The 21,247-nt window shown below is 35.9% G+C and carries 12 protein-coding genes and 1 pseudogene; 9 read left to right on the forward strand and 4 right to left on the reverse strand.

The genetic code is table 11. From position 1 onward, the window contains the following. Positions 1 to 39 precede the first annotated feature (39 nt). The 3 genes and pseudogenes from ACZZZT_RS14330 (at position 40) to ACZZZT_RS14340 (ending at position 6,092) form a co-directional block, all read left to right on the forward strand. Positions 40 to 2,003, forward strand: a pseudogene (locus ACZZZT_RS14330) (protein-disulfide reductase DsbD family protein). Between the two features lie 23 nt (positions 2,004 to 2,026). Beyond that, positions 2,027 to 3,523, forward strand: coding sequence for an aminotransferase class V-fold PLP-dependent enzyme (locus tag ACZZZT_RS14335; RefSeq protein WP_463460885.1), 1,497 nt, complete (start codon positions 2,027 to 2,029; stop codon positions 3,521 to 3,523). 172 nt (positions 3,524 to 3,695) lie between these two features. After that, positions 3,696 to 6,092, forward strand: a complete 2,397-nt coding sequence (locus ACZZZT_RS14340; RefSeq protein ID WP_463460886.1) for a TonB-dependent siderophore receptor — start codon at positions 3,696 to 3,698, stop codon at positions 6,090 to 6,092. A 554-nt stretch (positions 6,093 to 6,646) separates the two neighbouring features. On the opposite strand, the gene ACZZZT_RS14345 is transcribed toward ACZZZT_RS14340, so the two are convergent. Genes ACZZZT_RS14345 through ACZZZT_RS14360 form a run of 4 tightly spaced genes read right to left on the reverse strand, consistent with a single transcriptional unit; the run spans position 6,647 to position 14,868 of the window. Next, positions 6,647 to 7,495 (reverse strand): porin family protein, encoded by an 849-nt coding sequence (locus ACZZZT_RS14345; RefSeq protein WP_463460887.1) that lies wholly within the window; start codon positions 7,493 to 7,495, stop codon positions 6,647 to 6,649. Positions 7,496 to 7,546: 51 nt separating this feature from the next. Beyond that, on the reverse strand, positions 7,547 to 13,051 hold the full coding sequence (locus ACZZZT_RS14350; protein ID WP_463460888.1) for a T9SS type A sorting domain-containing protein: 5,505 nt from the start codon (positions 13,049 to 13,051) through the stop codon (positions 7,547 to 7,549). A 41-nt stretch (positions 13,052 to 13,092) separates the two neighbouring features. Further along, complete coding sequence (locus ACZZZT_RS14355) at positions 13,093 to 14,229, reverse strand: ABC transporter substrate-binding protein (RefSeq protein ID WP_463460889.1); 1,137 nt, start codon at positions 14,227 to 14,229, stop codon at positions 13,093 to 13,095. Between the two features lie 51 nt (positions 14,230 to 14,280). After that, entirely contained in the window at positions 14,281 to 14,868 is a 588-nt protein-coding gene (locus ACZZZT_RS14360; RefSeq protein WP_073398148.1) for a phage tail protein, read from the reverse strand. 555 nt (positions 14,869 to 15,423) lie between these two features. On the opposite strand from ACZZZT_RS14360, the gene ACZZZT_RS14365 reads away from it, so the two are divergent. From ACZZZT_RS14365 to metQ, 6 genes are all read left to right on the forward strand, one after another. After that, the gene (locus ACZZZT_RS14365) at positions 15,424 to 16,656 is read left to right on the forward strand and encodes a PQQ-dependent sugar dehydrogenase (protein ID WP_463460890.1); all 1,233 of its coding nucleotides are present in this window, start codon (positions 15,424 to 15,426) and stop codon (positions 16,654 to 16,656) included. Positions 16,657 to 16,925: 269 nt separating this feature from the next. Continuing rightward, entirely contained in the window at positions 16,926 to 17,141 is a 216-nt protein-coding gene (locus ACZZZT_RS14370) for a hypothetical protein (protein ID WP_042566801.1), read from the forward strand. 176 nt (positions 17,142 to 17,317) lie between these two features. After that, the gene (locus ACZZZT_RS14375) at positions 17,318 to 17,797 is read left to right on the forward strand and encodes a PPC domain-containing DNA-binding protein (protein ID WP_089075980.1); all 480 of its coding nucleotides are present in this window, start codon (positions 17,318 to 17,320) and stop codon (positions 17,795 to 17,797) included. 437 nt (positions 17,798 to 18,234) lie between these two features. Beyond that, a complete protein-coding gene (gene metN / locus ACZZZT_RS14380; RefSeq protein WP_463460891.1) occupies positions 18,235 to 19,266 on the forward strand; it encodes a methionine ABC transporter ATP-binding protein MetN in 1,032 nt (343 codons plus the stop codon). Beyond that, complete coding sequence (gene metI / locus ACZZZT_RS14385) at positions 19,259 to 19,912, forward strand: methionine ABC transporter permease MetI (protein WP_042566804.1); 654 nt, start codon at positions 19,259 to 19,261, stop codon at positions 19,910 to 19,912. The genes metN and metI overlap by 8 nt, the downstream gene beginning before the upstream one ends. A gap of 432 nt (positions 19,913 to 20,344) precedes the next feature. After that, positions 20,345 to 21,163: a methionine ABC transporter substrate-binding lipoprotein MetQ gene (gene metQ, locus ACZZZT_RS14390; RefSeq protein WP_463460892.1), complete on the forward strand. Its 819-nt coding sequence runs from the start codon at positions 20,345 to 20,347 to the stop codon at positions 21,161 to 21,163. The last annotated feature ends 84 nt before the right edge of the window (positions 21,164 to 21,247 follow it).

Consider the following 21,247-nt stretch of genomic DNA (forward strand, 5'->3'; position numbering starts at 1 on the left):
TTATATAAATCACAAACAGGAAAAAAATTAAATAACCAAATGAAAAATATCATCATAACAGTAATGCTGCTCTTTTACGGAAGCATTTTTGGACAAATGTACAATCCCGTAAAATGGAGTACAGCGGTTGAAAAAATTTCGGAAAAAGAATATCTTTTAAAAGCCGAAGCCACAATACAAGCTGGCTGGCATTTGTACGGACAATATATTGAAGAAGGCGGCCCATCGCCAACGGCTTTTACTTTCAAAAAGAAAAACTTCGAATTATTGGGTAAAACTACCGAAGGAAAAGGACACGAAGTAGTTGATAAAATCTTCGATATGAAAATTAAATATTTTGAAGATAAAGCACTTTTTACACAAAAAATAAAATTCACTTCGGATGCTGTTTCGAATATTGTGGCTGAAGTTGAATTCATGGTTTGTGATGACAGCAATTGTTTGCCACCGTCTTCGGAAGAATTGGTATTTAAAATTCCGAATGCTAAGAATGTGGCTTCTGCCGATGAAACTGTTACTGCAAAAAAAGAAACTGTTGCTGTAAAAAAAGATAAAATTGATACTGATAAAAAGAATGACTCAAAAGGTTTGTTAAGCATTTTTATTATAGCATTTTTATCCGGTTTTGCTGCTTTGTTAACGCCTTGCGTATTTCCAATGATTCCAATGACAGTAAGTTACTTTACAAAACAAAGTAAAACGAAAGCTGCAGGAATTAAAAATGCCTTAATTTACGGATTCTCAATCGTAATTATTTACGTTTTATTAGGTTCGATTGTAACAGCGGTTTTTGGTGCCGATTCTCTAAATGCGCTTTCCACAAATGTTTGGTTTAATATTGTTTTCTTTGTTTTGTTGGTCGTTTTTGCCTGTTCGTTTTTGGGCGCTTTCGAAATTATGCTGCCCAATGCATTAGCCAACAAAGTCGATTCGCAAGCAGACAGAGGAGGGCTTATTGGTATTTTCTTTATGGCTTTGGCATTGGCAATTGTATCATTTTCATGTACTGGCCCAATTGTGGGAACTTTATTGGTCGAAGCAGCATCAAAAGGCGGAATTGCACCAATTGTTGGAATGTTAGGATTTTCAATAGCGATTGCATTGCCTTTTTCATTATTTGCAGCTTTTCCGGGTTGGCTGAATGCTTTGCCAAAATCCGGTGGCTGGTTAAACACCGTTAAAGTAGTTTTAGGATTTCTGGAATTGGCTTTGGCTTTTAAATTTCTATCCAATGCCGATTTGGTTCTGCAATTGCACTGGTTGGAAAGAGAAGTGTTTTTAACGATTTGGATTGCTGTTTTTGGAACATTGGCTTTTTATTTATTCGGAAAAATTACACTTCCTCATGATTCACCCTTAAATCATATTTCTGTTGGAAGATTAAGTTTAGGATTGCTTGTTTTAAGTTTTACCATTTATTTAATTCCCGGGCTTTTTGGAGCGCCTTTAAAATTAATTAGTGGTTTTCCGCCGCCTATGCATTACAGTGAATCTCCATACGGAGTTGGGTTTTCTAAAAATACAGGAACAGCAAATACCGAAAGCTTACCCGAAGGTGCAGAATATGGTCCGCAGGATATTATCACCTTTCATGATTATGATAAAGGAATGGAGTTTGCCAAAAAAACAGGCAAACCGGTATTGCTTGATTTTACAGGTTATGCTTGTGTAAATTGCCGTAAAATGGAAGAATTAGTTTGGTCTGATCCAAAAGTTTTGGGCGTTTTGAAAAATGATGTGGTTTTGATTTCCTTATATGTTGATGATAAAAAAGAGCTGCCTGAAAATGAGCAATATGTATCTGAAACTACAGGAAAAAAATTAAAACAATTGGTAACAAATGGAGCGATTTACAAATAAAAACCTATAAAGCAAACGCACAGCCATTTTATGTAATTGTAGATCATAATAGTGCAAATTTAACAGAACCATCAGCTTATAATCCTGATATTGAAAATTATTACAATTGGCTGAATTCGGGAATTAAAAACTTTAAAAAATAAGTTGTTTTTAAGATATAAAAGTAATGAATACTATTTTGAATAAACCGGAAACGAGTCAGCTCGAAGAATATTTTTCTGAATTCAGAGAAAATACAATTGGCGTAAATCATCATTTTGAATCTATTTACGGAAAACAAAAACTGTTGTACGCAGATTGGATTGCCAGCGGAAGATTATACGCTCCGATTGAGCAAATCATGTGTACTAAAATTGGCCCCATGATTGCCAATACACATTCATTTTCAAGCCAGACGGGAAAAGCTTCAACTTATGCTTATAATCATGCGAGAGATCTAATTAAAAAACATGTAAATGCCAATGAATTTGATGTTTTGGTGACAACCGGAACCGGAATGACGGCAGCTTTATCTAAACTACAGCGAATAATGGGTTTGCGTGCTGCAGATAATATTTATAGTCTGCAACTACTTCATGAAGATGAAAGGCCAGTGGTTTTTATCACACATATGGAACATCATTCTAATCAGGTTCCGTGGTACGAAACTATAGCAGATGTTGTGGTTTTGCCTGCCGATGAAAACAATTTGGTTGATCCCAAAATAGTATCCGAAGAAATAAAAAAATATGCCAACAGAAGTTTAAAAATAGGTTCGTTTACGGCTTGTTCGAATGTTACGGGAATCATTACGCCGTATTATGAATTGGCTAAAATAATGCATCAAAACGGTGGATTTTGTTTTATTGATTTTGCGGCTTCGGCACCTTATGTTCCAATCGATATGCATCCCGAAGATCCGGAAGAACGACTGGATGCAATTTTCTTTTCTCCACATAAATTTTTAGGCGGTCCCGGAACTTGCGGTGTTTTGGTTTTTAACGAAAAACTGTATCAATCTAATTTTCCGGATAATCCGGGAGGAGGAAATGTAAAATGTACAAACCCTTGGGGTGAATACCATTATAGCGACGCCATAGAAGTTAAAGAAGATGGTGGAACTCCGGGGTTTCTACAGGTTATGCGTACTGCTTTGGCTTTGGAACTAAAAGAAAAAATGGGAATCGAAAACATGAAAAACAGAGAAAAAGAATTGTTGGATCTTTGTTTTTCAGAACTTCAAAAAGTAAAGGGTTTTAGTATTTTGGGAGATTTAAAAACAGAGCGAATTGGCTGTGTTTCTTTTGTTATAGAAAACATTCATTACAATTTAATAGTACGACTTTTAAATGATCGTTTCGGAATTCAGGTTCGTGGCGGCTGGTCTTGTGCAAGTACTTATGCTCATTATTTATTTGGTATTGATGAAGAAAAATCAAAAGCAATTACAAACGGAATTCTTCAGAAAAACTTGACTGATAAACCGGGTTGGGTTCGCATATCATTACATCCAACAATGACAAATGAGGAGCTTTTATTTATTTGTGACGCCATTCAAAAAGTGAATTTACATTATGAAGAATGGCAAAAGGATTATCAATATAATCCTTGTACAAATGAGTTTGATAATGTAATAAAAGAAGAAACAATTGGTGAGGATGTAAAACTTTGGTTTTCTTTTTAAAAACTCACTTTATTTTAAGAACTGTAAGCGGATGAAGATAATATCATCCGCTTTTTTTATGAAGGTTTATTTACAATTAAAAGACTGTTTTTATTTAGAATGAGTAAAAATAATTTGGATAAAAAGATTTTAGCAATTACTTTTGTCAGAAAATTTTAATATCATAACCAAAATGAACATCACAACCATAAAGAAAATTCTGTTTAGTTTATTGTTTCTGACCTCATTAACAATGTTAGGACAGGAAACGGGAAAAGTAACCGGGAAAATTGTCCTTAGCGGAAATACTCCTGCAGATAATATTACTGTTCGTCTTAAAGGAACAAAATACAATGCAGTTACCAATGATAGGGGGCAATACGAGATAAAAAATGTAAAGCCGGCAAATTATACAATTAGTATAAAATCAGTTGGCATAAATTCTGTAGAAGATAATATTGTCGTAACTGCTGGTCAGACAACAATTAAAAATTTCTCTCTTTCTGAGAGCAAAGAAGATCTTGATGAAGTAGTAATTACAAAAAATAAATACAAACAGGATAAGCCTTCTTTATCTTTAAGATTACAAACTCCGGTACTTGAAATTCCGCAAAACATTCAGATTGTAAGTGGTCAAACCTTAAAAGATCAACAAATTACAAGTATGAGTGATGGTGTTATTCGTAACGTGAGCGGTGCTGTGCGTTTAGAACACTGGGGCGATTTGTACACCAATATTACAATGCGTGGTTCTCAAATTCAGGCTTTCCGTAACGGTTTCAACGTAGTATCTTCTTTCTGGGGACCACTTACTGAAGATATGAGTTTTGTAGATCATATTGAATTTGTAAAAGGGCCTGCAGGATTTATGCTTTCAAGTGGTGATCCAAGCGGACTTTATAATGTGGTGACTAAAAAGCCAACCGGAATTACAAAAGGGGAGGTTTCTGCTTTAGTTGGAAGTTATGATTTTTACAGAGTAAGTCTTGACCTTGACGGGAAACTGGATAAAAAAGGAAAATTATTGTACAGATTTAACGGAGCTGCGCAAAAGAAAGGTTCTCACAGGCCTTTTGAACACAACGACCGTTATGTAATTGCTCCGGTAATTTCATATCAAATTGATGATAAAACAAAATTAACTGCAGAATATAATTTTCAGTATGCAAATATGACCGAAGTTGGTTCTTATTATGTTTTTGGTGCTGATTCCGGAGGATATGCAACAACTCCTGTAGATTTTACAATGACACAGCCAGGATTGCCGGATACTAATATTCAGGATCACAGTGGTTACCTGATGTTTGAACATAAGTTTGATGACAATTGGAAACTTACAGCACAAACTTCTTATTTTAAATATTTACAACAAGGATACAGTTCATGGCCAAGTATGGTAGGACCAACTGTTGATGGGAGCTTAGGTACCGGTGAAATTATTAGAAATGTTGGTATTTGGGATGCGGAAAGCAATATGTATTTAGGACAAATATTTCTTAACGGAAAATTTAATACGGGACCAATCACTCATAAAGTATTAGGAGGTATAGATTTAGCAAGTAAAGATTATATGGCAGATTGGGGACAATCTCATGATCTTGATACAGTAGACGATCCGTTTAATGTAAATAACCCGGATTATGGAACTCCATCAAACGGACTTCCTAATTTTGATCATACAACACCTCTTAGTGTTAGGGCTGCTGCTGCGGGTGGAATCATGAGTTCAGAATATGCTGCCGGTTATGTTCAGGATGAGTTAGGTTTTTTTGAAAACAAATTAAGAGTAACTCTTGCGGCAAGATATACCTGGATAAGCCAGACAAGTTGGGGAGAAACTCAGGCAGATAGCCATATTACGCCACGTGCGGGTATTAGTTTTTCTATAACAGATAATCTGGCGGTTTACGGATTATATGATCAGGCATTTTTACCTCAATCTGGTATAATTCTTAACGGAGATAAAGTGAAACCTCTTACTGGTAGTAATATCGAATTTGGCATAAAGAAAGATTGGTTTGACGGATCCTGGAATACTTCATTGTCAGCTTACCGAATTATAAAAGAAAATGAACTTACAGCAGATCCTAACAATGGTCCAAATGATCCGTATAAAATTGTATTAGGAGAAAAAAGAGCTGAAGGTTTTGAATTTGATGTGAGAGGAAAATTATTAGACGGACTGAATCTTATCGCAAATTATGCTTTTACAGAATCAATAGTTACAGAATCTAATATTTTAACTGTAGGTTCAGTTGTACCCGGATATGCTAAACATACCGCAAATGCGTGGTTAAATTATACTGTTCAAAGCGGGAAAATTAAAGGATTTGGCGCTTCTATTGGAGGAACTTTCCTTGCAGGACGTCAAACTGATACATGGAGCCCGGGAGCAGAAAGATTGCCGGACTATTTTAAACTTGACGGAGGTTTGTCTTATGAAATTGGAAAAGTAAAAGTTACTGCTAATGTGTTTAATATTTTGGATAAATACCTTTATAGTGGATCTTATTATGAATGGCTTAATGCTTATTACTGGCAAACAGAAGCTCCAAGAAATTTTAGAGTTGGTGTTACTTATAAATTCTAATATTTTTTAGAATTCTAATTGAAAAGCATGCGGTTTCGCATGCTTTTTTTGTTGCAAGTTGAAAATTTTTATAAACTGTGTGGTTACTTTGCGGGAGACGCACTGCTGTGCGCCTCTACGATGTGCGTTGTGCAGATATGTGTCTCTACAATATGCGTTGTGTAGATATTTTTGTGCGATATTTTTTGTGTGGATACGTGGTATTAGATGTTTATGTTTTTTTATTTCGGCAATTATTGTTCAAATGTTCACTACAAATTATGTTCAATCTATATCGAAGAGACGCACAGCAGTGCGTCTACGTTCCAATAATCCGCATTTTATTCCAATTAGAATATTTGAAAAATATTATTCAAATGTTCACGACAAATTATGTTCAATCTATATCGTAGAGACGCACAGCAGTGCGTCTACGTTCCAATAATCCGCATTTTATTCCAATTAGGATATTTGAAAAATAAACAAAAATCGATCTTGTAAAAATTTGTTCTTTAAATAAAAAACAAAGCCGGTTTCCCCCAAGAAACCGGCTTCATTAATTAACTAAATTAAGATTAACGCAAGGCAAATCGTAATTTAAGTCCATACGAAACTAATCGCACATCGTTTGCATATGGAGTTTCCAATACGCTGCTATATTGTAATTGCACGGGCAATTCAGGATTGTATTGCACCAGGTTTTTATTATTGTTTTTATCATAGATATTATTTAGGCCGTAATCTAAATAAACACCTATGTAAATAGAACTTCTGTCTCCGATTTTTTGTTTTAGACCAGTTTCAAAAGTCGCAGAGTAAGATACATCTGTATCAATATCCTGTTTGTTGGCTGTAACATTATCTGTGCTGGCAAAACCGGCAAATGCAGGACTAAATAATTCTACATTATATTGCGGATAATAACCGCTTGTAGTTAGATTTTGCATTTTGGTTTCGTAAGTTCCGCTTGTTGCAAATCCAATTTTTGCCCCGGCTGCAACATACAATTGTGATGTTCCCGGAGTTTCAAATTGAATGCCTATTGGAATATTAATGTAGCCCAATTTTTGCTCTTCTCTTAGATTTGTTGCTTTATATCTGAACTGAAAATTTTCATCTTCGGCATCTGTAGTCATATATTGTCCTGCCAAATAACCAAATTTTGCATCAGAATTATAAGTTTGATATTCTACACCAATTCCAATACTTAAACCTTCGTTTAAATAATAAGAATAACGAATTCCTGCATTAATACCATTTCCGTGTACTGTTTCGCCAGCTGAATTATATTTCAGAAAGGAAAAAGGCCCGCCTACAGAGATTGATATTTCCTGCTTTTTATCCTGGCCATAACTATTTAGGCATATTATTAAAAGCCCGGCTATGGTTAATGATTTTATAGGATTGCTTATATATTTTTTCATCTTAAAGTTATATTAGCCAGTACCATTTTTATCTGATACTGGCGGGTTTATTTATTTTACAATTACTTTGAATGATTTTTTTATGTTCGCACTTTCAAGAACTACGAGATACATATTGCTTTCAGTCGTTGCAGGTAATTGTATTTCAGTTATTACTGAAGATGACTGAACTGTTTTAACCAGTTTTCCTGAAACAGAATAAAGTGAAATCTGCATATTTGCCAGATCTTCTGCTGGAAAATCGGCTTCTACGGTAAGTACTTTTCCAACTTCAATAGGGTTAGGATAAAGTTTGGCTTGTAGTGAATTTTGTATTGTAATTGTCGATCCACAAGTTTGAAGTACTTTTCCATCTTTAGTAGTCATTTTTACACTGTATGATGCAGTTGGATCCAATACATTATTAGAATCATTTCCTGCAGTATAATATTGACCGGTTCCTATCAATTGACCGTTTTTAAACCATTGGTATGCAGTAAACTCATAACCGCCATTTGTTTGAGGATTGTTGTTTACAAGAAGTACATTGTTGAATTTTTGTTTCACAATATCATAGAAACCAAATGGTTTTTCTACTTTGATCGTATAATTAGCAGTAGTACTTCCATCTTCTGAAGTTATGGTTACGTTTTGTGTATAAATTCCCGGTTTAGGAGTTTGCACCGTAAAATTAGCAGATGGCGTTATTGTTGCATTTGTACTGTTTAAAATAGCGATGTTTGGATTGTTTTCTCCACATTCCATTACATACGTAATATTTTTTGCGGGATCGCTATACACTTCACCATTGATCGTGATACTTGTAATTGAAACATCGTTGTTTTTAATTATCAGAGTTTGAGAAACAGAAACGGCTGGCAAATAGTTGGCATCACCATCCTGATGAGCAGTAATTACCAATTGTCCGGATCTTATCATACTCACTAAACCACTCGCAGATACGTTTGCCGGAGGAAGTGCAGAAGTATAAGTAAACGAATAACGAATTGGCAAACCTGAATTTGATGTAGCTTCTAAACTGAAATCATTATTAATTCCAAGGATTCTCGCTGCTAAAGCTCCAAAAGTAATTTGTTGAGGTGCTTTTTTGATTTCAAGCTGTGCAGTAAGTGTAATTGGTGAACAATTTGGCGAACTTACAGAAGGTGATACTATTGCAGTAACTGTATAAAATCCAGCATCGACAGCTCCGTTTGATGTTCCTGTTGATGGAGTAGTGGTATAAACTACGCTTGCTCCGGCAGGAAGATTAGCAACTTCTATCGTATGAACACTTCCATTATAAGTAAATTCTGCATCGGTAAAAGTTACCTGATCTAAAGGAGAAGCTATTACATTAATATTTTGTTGCTGAGATGCAGTATTTCCGCTATCATCAGTATAAATCCAGTTAATAACATAATTACCAACTGCAGTATAACTTAAAGGATCACTTGTTGTTGCAGTTATTATTCCCGAACAATTATCAGTTGCTGTTGGTATAGCAATTTCGGCCGGTAAAACCGAACAATAATTTGTAATATCAGGAAGATTTGTTACATCTGGTACAGGTAAGGTTACATCTGGAATTGTAGTTATAGTTACAGTTTGTGTTACTGTACAGCTATTTGCATCAGTTACCGTTACGGTATAAGTTCCTGCTGCCAGGCCCGAAGCTGTATCTGCAGTTCCTCCGGATGGAGCCCATGAATAAGTATAAGAACTAGTTCCACCGGTTACGTTTACTGTCGCAGAACCATCACTTTGTCCATTACAAGAAACATTAACTTGTGATGTTGTTGCTGCAAGTATATTAGGTTCTGTTATAGTAACAACCGCTGTAGTTTGACATAGGTTAGCATCTTTTACAGTTACGGTATAAGTACCTGCAGATAATCCAGATGCTGTTGCAGCCGTTCCTCCAGATGGAGACCATACATAAGTATAGGCACCAGTTCCGCCTGTTGCATTTACAGAAGCAGATCCGTTAGACCCTCCATTACAGGAAACATTTGTTTGAGAGAATGTAGTAGCCAGGACAGCTGGCTCAGTTAATGTAAAACTTTGTGTTGTCTGACATAAGTTGGCATCTGTAATAGTTACTGTGTAAGTTCCGGCGCTAAGTCCAGATGCAGTTGCAGCAGTTCCACCAGATGGTGACCATGAATAAGTGTAACCTCCCGTTCCGCCTGTTACGATTACCGAAGCAGATCCGTTTGATCCTCCGTTACATGAAATATTTGTTTGTGAAGGTGTAACTGTTAAAGCAGCAGGTTCAGTTATTGTAAAGTTTTTTACAATTGAACAGCCATTTGAAGAAGTTATACTTACAGAATAATTTCCGGAAGTAAGTCCTGTTGCTGTTGCAGCATTTCCTCCGGCAGGTGACCAAACATAAGTAAACGGACCAGGAGCACCAGAAGGCACAACGGTTGCTGTTCCTGTATTGCTTCCATTACATAAAATATCTGTTTGAGATGTTGTAGCAACTAATGTATTTGTTGTGGTTACAGTAAAGTTTTTTGTAACTGTACATCCGTTAGCATCTGTAATTAAACAGCTAACATTTCCATTGCTTAATCCAGTTACTGTTTGCGTAGTTTCGCCAGAAGGTGACCATAGATAATTATATGGTGCGGTACCACCTACAGGTCCTACGGCTGCCTGACCTCCAGTTGTACAAGTAGCATTAATTAGCGTTGTAGTAGCATTTAAGACTGCAGGCTGATTAATTGTAAAGGTTTTAGTTAAAGTACATCCATTAGCATCTGTAATTAAACAATTGTAGTTTCCAGCTGCTAATCCAGTTGCTGTACCAGCCGTGCCGCCAGAAGGTGACCATACGTATGAATATGCTCCTGTTCCTCCTGAAACAATTACTGATGCTGTTCCGCTGGCACTTCCATTACAAAGTGCATCAGTTTTTGCTGTTGAGGCTACTAAAGTTGAAGGTTGACCTATAGTAACGGTTGCAGTGGTTTGACATGTGTTTGCATCTGTAACAGTGACAGTATAGGTTCCTGCCACAAGACCTGAAGCCGTTGCACCTGTTCCGCCAGATGGCGACCAAGAATAAGTGTAACCCGGAGTACCTCCTGATGCATTTACAGTAGCAGTACCATTTGTACCTCCATTACATGAAACATCTGTTTTTACTGCAGTTGCCGAAAATAGAGGAGGCGTATTTATTGTTAAGTTCTTAACTAATGTACATCCATTTGCATCTGTAATTGTGCAGGTATAATTTCCGGCAGGTCTTCCTGTAATAGTTGATGTAGTACCACCAAGAGGCGCCCATGAATAAGTATATCCTGGTGTTCCACCTGAAACTGTTACAGAAGCAGATCCATTAGTTCCTCCAAAACAACTAACACCAACTGTTGCGGTAGTGGCAGATAAAATTGCTGCCGGTTGAGTAATTGAAAAAGTTTGTGTTGCTATACATCCGTTAGCATCTGTAACCGTAACTGTATAAGTTCCTGCTGTAAGTCCTGTTGCTGTTACACCAGTTCCGCCAGATGGCGCCCATGAATAGGTATAAGCACCCGTTCCGCCACTTACATTTACCGTTGCAGATCCTGTAGCATCACCACGGCATCCAATATTTGTCTGTGCACTCGGTGTTGCTATCAATGCACTTGGCTGATTGATAGTAAAAGTTCTTGTAGTCTGACACAGATTAGCATCTTTAATTGTAACCGTATAAGTTCCCGCTGTAAGTCCTGTTGCTGTTGCACCAGTTCCGCCAGATGGAGACCATGAATACGTATAAGCACCAGTTCCGCCTGTTACATTTACTGTTGCAGATCCTGTTGCAGCTCCATTACATAATATATCAGTTTGTGAAGTTGTTACAGAAAATGGAGTAGGTTGTGAGATTGCAAAATTTTGAGTTACCTGACATGAGTTAGCATCTGTAATCGTAACCGTATAATTTCCCTGAGAAAGTCCCGATGCTGTAGCAGCCGTTCCTCCAGATGGAGACCATGAATACGTATATCCTCCTGCGCCTCCTGTAGCTGTAACAGTTGCAGATCCGTTAGCACCTCCATTACAGCTTACATTAGTTATTGTGCCTTGAGAAGCTGATAAAACAGCTGGCTGTGCCACTATAATATTACTTACAAGTTTTGTACATGCATTCGCATCTGTAATTGTCACACTATAAGTTCCTGCGGTAAGTCCGGTAATAGCAGAAGTTGTTGCTCCTGTATTCCATAAATAAGTATATCCGGGAGTACCTCCGGATGCTGTAACACTGGCAACACCATTAGATCCTCCAAAACATGCTACTTGAGTTGTAGCCGGAGTTCCGTTAAGTACTGGTGGCTGTGTTATATTAAATGTTCTTGTAATTTGTGTCGATTCACCATCTGTAACGGTTACCGTGTAAGAGCCAACACCAAGTCCTGTTGCTGCTGCATTTGTTCCTCCGGATGGAGCCCATGCATAAGTATAAGGAGTAGTACCGCCAGTTACTACCACAGAGGCAGAACCATTAGTACCGCCATTGCAGCTAATATTTGTCTGTGGAGTTGATGAGGTACTCAAAGCCGCTCCTGTAGTAAAGGTTAAATCACTTCCGTAACCGGTACCTCCACTATTTGTTGCATAAGCTCTAAAATGAATAGTTGTAGCAGGAGGAAGTCCTGTTATAACATTTGAAAATGTTCCTGTACCGGTTCCAATTTGAACAGTATTATTTGTAACAATAACAGGATTTGCTGTTGTAGCCCAAACTATTCCTCTTACAATACTAGCATCACCACCATCTGCGGATACCACACCACCAAGTGTTGCAGAAACAGATTTAATAGTTCCGGCTGCGGTAGTTGTAACTGTTGGTGCGACTGCGGTAGTAATTGCCGGAGTTGGGTAACTTACAGGAGTTATAGTATAATTTACTGTGCCGTTATGAGACCAATTTGTATAGGTATTAATACTTGTCATTATATCGAGAGCTGTACCAGTTAATGTTCCTGTAAATTTGCTATTTGCAACTTCAGGACCTGGTGCAGGAAATAAAGAAATACAATTTAAACCATTGGTTAATCCTAATGGCTGAGCACTTCCAGGACCTCCGCTTGTAGTTGATAGATTCCATTTAGTTGTCACATCATAATCAGCAGAATTATATTCTCCATGAATACCTGCAATAAAAGTGGGCAAATTTGGTAAAATAGGTAAAACACCACTTGCTGACTGGTAAGCCAAAATCTGGTCACCGGCAGAAAGATTAAAACCAGTAAAACCAGGAGCATAACCAATGCCCGTTGTTCCTGTTACTGTAAATGTATCATCAGCCGTTTCCATTACAGATACAACTGTCCCTACAGGAGTTGGTCCTGGTCCGGGCACAATCCACTGTAAATGGCTTTCGTTACTTCCTGCTACCCAGGTTCCGTTACCCCAGCCGCGTTCAGTAAAATAGATTACTGTACCTGCAGGTATATCTTTTAATGTAATAAAAGAAAAGCCATCCAGAGGACTGGTATTGTAGCCAATGAAAGCTATATCGCCCGCTGCTAAAGTCTGTGACTTTGCATTTTGATGCACAAAAAATGTACATAAGAGCATAATGAATAATAGTAATTTTTTTCATAATAGATAATGTTAGTTTAATGACATAGATAAGCATTGTGCCAGCCGCCTATTTTATCTGGCTTAGTAAATGAAGTAGAAGCCTTAATAAAATGTCCGTCATTTATCAATGTTTCAATTTTTTTAAAGCTTATAGTATTAAGAGAATCAATATTTAATTCATAGATGTAATGATTAAATATGGTTCTGTTGGTGTCCTTATCAAATCGAATATTGCCTCTTGGCCCGGTAATATTTAATTTGTTCATCTCCTCAATTAAAAAATCAATACTAAGATTGTTATCAGCATTAAGAAGAATGTTCTTTAAAATCAGTCCGTTTTCGTACCCCAGAATAGAAAAAACCGACGGATTCTCTGCATATGCTTTTTTATATTCGATAGTAAAATCTGCAGTGTCACTATCATTTTGCATCCAGGAACTTACTACATAAAGCTCGTGAGGGTCATTTTTATAATCATCCAGAATTTTATCATTAATAAAAAACGGAGTAACATAAAACGGATACTTTTGAGTAATTTTATTTTGGCTTATAAAATCAGCATTTTCCTGAGCATATAAACCACTATAAAAAGCAAAAACAGCATCAGGCTCCTGAGCATTTATAGATTGATCCATTTGTGAAGATTCATCTTCTCTGGGAACAAAAGGAGTAATATAATGTCCTGAAAAATTCGTTTTTTCCTGAAAAGCATATTCAATTGCCGACAGCATACCGTAACCTGAATCATAAAAAGAACTGGCTGTTGCAATTCTTTGCAATTTTTTGTCTGTTAAATAGCCGCCTAAATGATAACAGGATTCCGTTAATCCAAACGAATTAATGTAAACTCCTTTTGGTGTGGTGGTTTCATAAGGTAATGTCGCTCCAAGATCTGCAGCCAGTAATAAAATATCATTTTGTGAAGCATAATTATAAACCTCCATTATATTATTATGACCAAAAAAGCCAATGATAACAGATACTTCTTCCTGAAAAATTAATTTTTGTATTTTCTCAATTATTACTTTCTCGCTGGAACCAATACCAATACTCTCCACAAAAAATTTTACTTTGAGATTATTAAGTTTTAAGCCTCGTATAAAATCTTTATCTAATGTAGGATACTGTTGCGATTTTGGAATTAAAATTCCTACTTTGATGTCGTTATCCATAAAATGAGATTAAAAAAAACAGAGGTATAGATACCTCTGTTTCATATTTTATTAATTTCTGGAAGGAAAAATACCTTCTAAGCAAATGCTCATGTAAACTCCTAAATAAGGATTTCTTATACCAATTGGATTATTTCCTCCTGCAATACCAGTATTGCCTACTGCAGTTGTTCCAGTTGTTGTTGCTCCTTTAATAGGAGTAGCAGTACCTCCTGGCTCACTATACACATTTGCTGTAGAGCCTCCACTTGAAAATGAATTGTTGCCGCCATCAGTTTCATTACTAACTGTGCCGCCGGTTAATGCGTTAATAGTTGTAACAGCAGTAAGACCCAATGCAGGAATAGGATGTCCGTGAGCTGGCATATTGTTTATTGTTAAAGTAACGCTTTCAGTTCCGCTTACTTCTCCATAGTTAATATTACTTAATCCAGCCCCTTGTCCAGGGTGTACAATAGATCTGCCTCTTAGATCAGGCAAAGCAAATGTTGTTTGGCCATTACCGCCATAAGTTGTTCCGATTAACGAAAAAAGTGCTGTGTTTTGTGCTATGGACATGATTTGTCCGTTACAAAATGCCCAGCCTCTTGGTGCAAAATTAAAAGCAAAAGCTTTGATGGTCGCAATGTATTCTTCCATGGTTTTAAAAATTAGATAGTTAATAAATTTTGTTTTGGTTTTGTCATCTTATCTGTATAGTAAAAGATATATTTGAAAGTTTTTTAGTATAATGCTAAGTTACTTTTTATATCTATTTAATATACAGGTGTTTATACCTGTTTTTGTCTCAAAAAAGCAAGTTTTTACTTATTTTTTTATAGAAAACGGAATAATTATTCACTTTTTTGTCAAATGATATTCGTTTACTCTTTATTTATATGAATAATTTATTTTTTCAGTTTAAAAGTAAATATCTCATACAATGCACTAGATTAATATGTCATGGAATAGGAATTTACTGTCATGAAATAAATTTTTAGTGTTACAATTAAATCGTCGGATTATCAATTTTGTAGGTTTATTTTAGAATCAAACAATTAATTGTATAAGTTTTGCGTTAAATTATGTAAGATTTTATATTCATAAAGTTAAGAAATTTGAACCTACGAAAAGAAAATGAAGTAAAATTCTTATTCAATTAGTGTTAACCTATTTATATATAAACCTTTTTTAATTTTTAAACTCCCAAATACCATGAAAAAAATTCATTACATCTTTGCTATCCTTGCGGGTGCATTATTAGCTCTTACGAGTTGTTCAAACGATGACAAAATTCCACATACTGATCCCGGTACAATTACAAATCCGGTAGAAACAGAAACACCTAATACAGCTTATGCTCCTGCATTTACAGGTCAGACCCGTATTAATGGTGTACAGACAAATACTCCTTATGAAGGAAAAGTGATTACAACAAACTTAACTGCTCCATGGGGTGTAAAAAGCCTTCCTGATGGCAGATTATTAGTAACTGAAAAAGCAGGAACCTTCCGTATTGTAACTAAAGAAGGAGTGGTTAGTGCCGCTATTACCGGAGCTCCGGCTGTAAATCCTGCGGGACAGGGCGGACTATTAGGTTTAGTGCTCGATCCTGATTTTACTACAAACAGAATGATTTATTGGGTTTTCTCAGAAGCAGTAACAGGAGGAAATCAAACATCAGTTGCAAAAGGAAGATTAGCAAATGACGAAAAAACAATAGAAGGCGCTACGGTAATTTATCATGCGAATCCTGCAAACCCAAGTACGCTTCATTATGGAGGAAGAATTCTTTTTGATAAAACAGGAAATCTGGTAGTTAGTACCGGAGAACGTTCTGTTCTTGAAACCAGACCATTGGCTCAATCCGTAACAGGAGGTCTTGGTAAAGTGATTAGAATAACTAAAGAAGGTCAGGCAGCATCAGGCAATCCAACTTTTAGCCAAAGTGGTGCATTACCTGAATTATATTCTATCGGACATAGAAATCCACAAGGCTTAGCACTTCACCCGGTTACAGGTGACATTTGGGAAAGCGAACACGGACCACGTGGAGGTGACGAAATTAATCGCCTTAAAGGAGGAGCTAATTATGGATGGCCAACAATAACATATGGAATTGAATACAGCGGAGAGAAAATTGGAGCCGGAATTCAAAAACAAGATGGTTTAGAACAACCTGTTTATTACTGGGATCCTGTTGTGTCTCCAAGTGGTATGACTTTTTACACAGGAAACCGTGTACCAGAATGGGAAAACAATTTGTTCATCGGTTCATTAAGCGCAACACATATTATTCGTCTTGCCATTAGAGATAATAAAGTAATTGGCGAAGAAAGATTGCTTGCCAGCGAAGGTCAAAGATTTAGAGATGTAACCCAGGGAAGTGATGGAGCTTTATACGCCGTTACAGATGGTGGAAGACTCTATAAAATTGATAAAAAATAGTCCGGAAGATTCACGATTTTTTTAATAAACATGATAAGGTGCAGTAATGCACCTTTTTTTATTTGAAACTCACTAGTAAATAGTTTTAATAAAGGAGGCAATATTGTATTTCAATATAAAGACTAAGGTCTTATTTTCTTGATTAACTTGTTGCTTTTTAGTTTTTTACATGTAATATTTTGTAAAAACTAAAAATAATTATGTAAGAAATTTAATGTAATCAAAGTCTAAATTTGAATAATTAGTTATCAATGAAAAACCGTATTATTATGAAAACACTTATCAAATCCAAAGTTGCCTTACTTGTTATTTTAGCAGGACTTGCATTTTCATGCAAAAAGACAGACACTGTCCCGGCAGATTCAACGTACGATTCAACAGACACTACAGTTGATAGTATCAATGCCGCCGCAGTAGATACTACAATGGTACCTACTGACACAACAGCTGTAAAAGACACAACAGCAACTACAACTCCGAAATAGGAAAACAGCAAATAGATTAATAAATCTATGTATTGATTCAATTTATTTATAATGTTAGTTATTGATTCAGAAAAACCTGCAGTAATAATTACTGCAGGTTTTGTTTAAAAATTCACCATATGAACTTATCACCAAAAACAATAATATTCACAATATTCGCTATATTAATAATAGGTATGGCACTACTTGCAGCACATACGCAAGAAAAAGCAGATAACGAAAAATGTCGCTATACAAAAACAGATTATGGTTATTTAATGGTTTTAAGAGAAGGAGATGATGTTTTGGCTAACCTTGAAAATTTAGCAAAAGAAAAACAAATCCCCTCAGCCAACTTTACCGGAATTGGTTTTGCAAGCGACGCTACTTTTGGTTTTTATGATTTTAATGCAAAGAAATTCAATCCCAAAACCTTCAATAAAGTCGAAATGGGAAGTTTAACCGGATCAATCGCCTGGAAAGAAGAAAAACCATCCATTCACGTTCATGGTGTAGCAACCGATGATAAGTTTGATGCTTATGGCGGACATATTCTGGCCTTAAAAGTAGGAACAGGCTCTATGGAAATTTATATTACCATTCATAATGAAAAATTAGAACGCAAACTCGAACAACCTTTAGGAGCCAATGTTTTACAATTAAATTGTAATCAATAATTAATTGAAAACCTTAAAATTATTCTGTTAAATATTTAGCAAATACTACTCAATTCCGTAATTAGTCTATTATATTGATAGGGTTTAAAAAGTTTTACGTTTTTATGCATTCAAATTCAAATTATCTCTTTAAATTTGCCGCAGCAATGAAAAACGAGATCCAGAATTTTAGCCATTATAGCCATAACATGATGAAGTGTTGTGCTGCTGTTATGCGATAAAATGTCTGGCTTATATAAAAAATAATATGATTTATTACAAAAGCCTTTCATAATCGTTGAAAGGTTTTTTTGTTTTAAAATTTTACCGCAAAGCGCGCAAATAAAAACCGCAAAGTTCGCAAAGCTTATAAAAAAAACTTAGCGAACCTTGCGAATGACATAGCGTTCTTTGCGGTAAAAAGACACTTACAATGCAAATTAATTTGAATTAAAATAATGATTGAATTAAAAAATGTTACCAAAACGTTTCATCAGAAAAACAGAATTGTTACTGCTTTGGCTGATGTTTCACTTAAAGTTCCGCCAGGGAAAATATTTGGTGTAATTGGTACTTCGGGAGCAGGAAAAAGCACATTGATTCGATGTGTAAATTTACTGGAAAGACCAACTTCAGGAGAAATTATCGTTGACGGAAAATCGCTGATGCAATTATCAAATTCTCAACTGGCAATTGAAAGAAGACAAATTGGAATGATTTTTCAGCATTTCAATTTACTTTCATCAAGAACTGTTTTCGAAAATGTTGCTTTTCCGTTAGAATTAGTAGGAACTTCAAAAGCAACTATTGAAACGCGTGTTCTCGAATTATTGCAATTGGTGGGTTTAAGAGAAAAAGCAAACGATTATCCGGCAAGTCTTTCAGGAGGGCAAAAACAAAGAGTGGCTATTGCCAGAACTTTGGCAAACAACCCAAAAGTACTTTTGTGCGACGAAGCCACAAGTGCATTGGATCCTGCAACTACAAGATCAATTCTTGAATTATTAAAAGACATCAACCGTCGTTTAAACATTACAGTTTTACTAATTACACACCAAATGGAAGTGGTGAAATCAATTTGCGATGAGGTTGCCGTAATTAGTCACGGAGAATTGATAGAGCAGGGAAGTGTAGGTGAAATTTTTGCCGATCCGAAACATGAATTGACAAAAGAGTTTATTGCTTCTTCCTTACATCTTGATGTTCCGTCTGTTTATCAGGACAAACTTCAAAAAGAAGACAACGGAACTTTAAACCCGCTGTTGCGACTTGAAATGACCGGTAAATCGGTAAATGAGCCAGTTATTTCAGAAGTTTCGAGATTATTTGATACCGATTTCAAAATCATTTCTGCTCAAATGGATCAGGCCGGAGAAGTTAATTTTGGGGTTATGCTGATCGAATTATCCGGTAAACGCGAAAATTACCAAGCGGCAATTGATTATTTTATTTCAAAACATATTAAAACAGAAATCATAGGTTATGTCTGAAGCAATTATTGAATTATTAGTAAAAGGAACCTGGGAAACCATAGTAATGACCTTTGTGTCAGGCTTTTTTGGTTTCGCCTTAGGACTTCCAACCGGAATTTTACTTTTCCTTACCCGAAAAAATCAAATATTAGATCAGCCCGTTTTAAACAGAAGTTTATCTGTTTTGGTTAATATTTTCCGATCCATTCCATTTATCATATTAATCGTCTGGATGATTCCGTTTACACGCGCACTTGTAGGAACTTCTATTGGCGTAAGTGCAGCATTAGTTCCGTTAAGTATTGGCGCAGCACCGTTTATTGCCCGTCTTGTAGAAAATAGTTTACTGGGTTTACCATCAGGATTAATAGAAGCGGCAAGAGCATTGGGCGCAACACCTTTTCAAATTGTGTACAAAGTATTGCTTCCGGAGGCTTTGCCATCGTTAATAAATGCAGCATCCATTACCTTAATTACACTTGTAGGTTATTCTGCAATGGGCGGAGCAGTTGGAGCAGGCGGTTTAGGGCAGGTTGGTTATCAATACGGATATATTGGTTATGATGCCGTAACGATGAATTCTGTATTGGCATTGCTGGTACTTTTGGTATTCCTGATTCAGTTTGCAGGCGATACATTATCAAAACGCTTTGATCATAGATAATACTTTTGAGATAATACTTTGAGATTTTTACCGCAAAGCACGCAAAGTTTTTTTACTCTGCGAAGTTTTGTGAAAAGGCATCCCGAAGTCTCGGGACGCAAAGCTTTGTGGTTACTTTGAGATTGCTTTGAAATTTTACCACAGAGAACACAAAGTTTTTGATTATTCTAAGTTTAGTAAAAACACAAAGTACACAAAGCTTTGCGAACTTTTCTTGAGAATCAACTCAAAATAATCTTTGTGATCTTTGCGAAAAACCTTTGCGTTCTCTGCGGTTAAATTCGCAAGACTATATGGTAAAATTCACAAAGCTTTGCGAACTTTAAATTGTGCTGGCACAACTTAATCTTTGTGATCTTTGCGAAAAACCTTTGCGTTCTCTGCGGTAAAAAACACACAACATATAAATATTAATTATTAAAATATAAAAACATGATTACTAAAAATAATTTTTTAAAAACAATCGCCGTTTTAACCTTGTCACTTTCATTGGTTAATTGCGGAAAAAGTAAAAACAACGATCCGCATTTTATAAAAGTCGGAGTTGCAACCGGACCAGAATATAAAGTTGCCGAAGAAGCTAAAAAAGTAGCTAAAGAAAAATACGGTCTTGAAGTAGAGTTGGTTTCTTTCAACGATTATGTTATTCCAAACGAAGCTTTAAGCCAGGGAGATATCGATGCCAATGCTTTTCAGCATAAACCATATCTTGATGAGCAATCAAAACAAAGAGGTTACAAACTGGCAATTATCGGAAAAACATTCATTTACCCAATTGCAGGTTATTCCAAAAAAATCAAAAACCTTTCTGAATTGAAAAACGAAAGCACGATTATTATTCCGAATGATCCAACAAACGGCGGACGTTCTTTATTGCTTTTGCAGAAAAACGGTTTGTTGAAACTTCGCGATGGCGTTGGTTTGCTTCCAAAAGTAACCGACATTACAGAAAATCCTAAAAATCTGAAAATATTAGAGTTAGAAGCGCCACAATTACCAAGAGCTTTAGATGACGAAAATGTAACGATTGCCATTATCAACAATACTTTTGCATCTCAGGCAGGTTTAGTTCCGGCAACCGATGCTTTGTTTGTTGAAGACAAAGATTCTCCTTATGTAAATCTTGTAGTAAGCAGAGTAGACAATAAAAACGAAGAAAAAGTAAAGCAATTTTTAAAAGCTTTTCAATCTGTTGAAGTAGAAAAAGCAGCTGTTCGCGAATTTAAGGGCGGAGCTGTAAAAGGATGGTAATATAAATTTTATCTCATTTCTGAATAAGGAAGCGCTAATCTTTTGGTTTAGCGCTTTTTCTTTTTATTAATACTATATTTGATC

Source organism: Flavobacterium sp. AC274 (assembly GCF_979258275.1).

What these genes read in the sequence shown, in the direction of transcription:
- ACZZZT_RS14350 (WP_463460888.1), bottom strand. Translation starts at nt 13,051, where the DNA reads ATGCTCTTATGTACATTTTTTGTGCATCAAAATGCAAAGTCACAGACT.
- ACZZZT_RS14360 (WP_073398148.1), bottom strand. Translation starts at nt 14,868, where the DNA reads ATGGAAGAATACATTGCGACCATCAAAGCTTTTGCTTTTAATTTTGCA.
- ACZZZT_RS14345 (WP_463460887.1), bottom strand. Translation starts at nt 7,495, where the DNA reads ATGAAAAAATATATAAGCAATCCTATAAAATCATTAACCATAGCCGGG.
- metN (WP_463460891.1), top strand. Translation starts at nt 18,235, where the DNA reads ATGATTGAATTAAAAAATGTTACCAAAACGTTTCATCAGAAAAACAGA.
- metI (WP_042566804.1), top strand. Translation starts at nt 19,259, where the DNA reads ATGTCTGAAGCAATTATTGAATTATTAGTAAAAGGAACCTGGGAAACC.
- ACZZZT_RS14355 (WP_463460889.1), bottom strand. Translation starts at nt 14,229, where the DNA reads ATGGATAACGACATCAAAGTAGGAATTTTAATTCCAAAATCGCAACAG.
- ACZZZT_RS14370 (WP_042566801.1), top strand. Translation starts at nt 16,926, where the DNA reads ATGAAAACACTTATCAAATCCAAAGTTGCCTTACTTGTTATTTTAGCA.
- metQ (WP_463460892.1), top strand. Translation starts at nt 20,345, where the DNA reads ATGATTACTAAAAATAATTTTTTAAAAACAATCGCCGTTTTAACCTTG.
- ACZZZT_RS14335 (WP_463460885.1), top strand. Translation starts at nt 2,027, where the DNA reads ATGAATACTATTTTGAATAAACCGGAAACGAGTCAGCTCGAAGAATAT.
- ACZZZT_RS14340 (WP_463460886.1), top strand. Translation starts at nt 3,696, where the DNA reads ATGAACATCACAACCATAAAGAAAATTCTGTTTAGTTTATTGTTTCTG.
- ACZZZT_RS14375 (WP_089075980.1), top strand. Translation starts at nt 17,318, where the DNA reads ATGGCACTACTTGCAGCACATACGCAAGAAAAAGCAGATAACGAAAAA.
- ACZZZT_RS14365 (WP_463460890.1), top strand. Translation starts at nt 15,424, where the DNA reads ATGAAAAAAATTCATTACATCTTTGCTATCCTTGCGGGTGCATTATTA.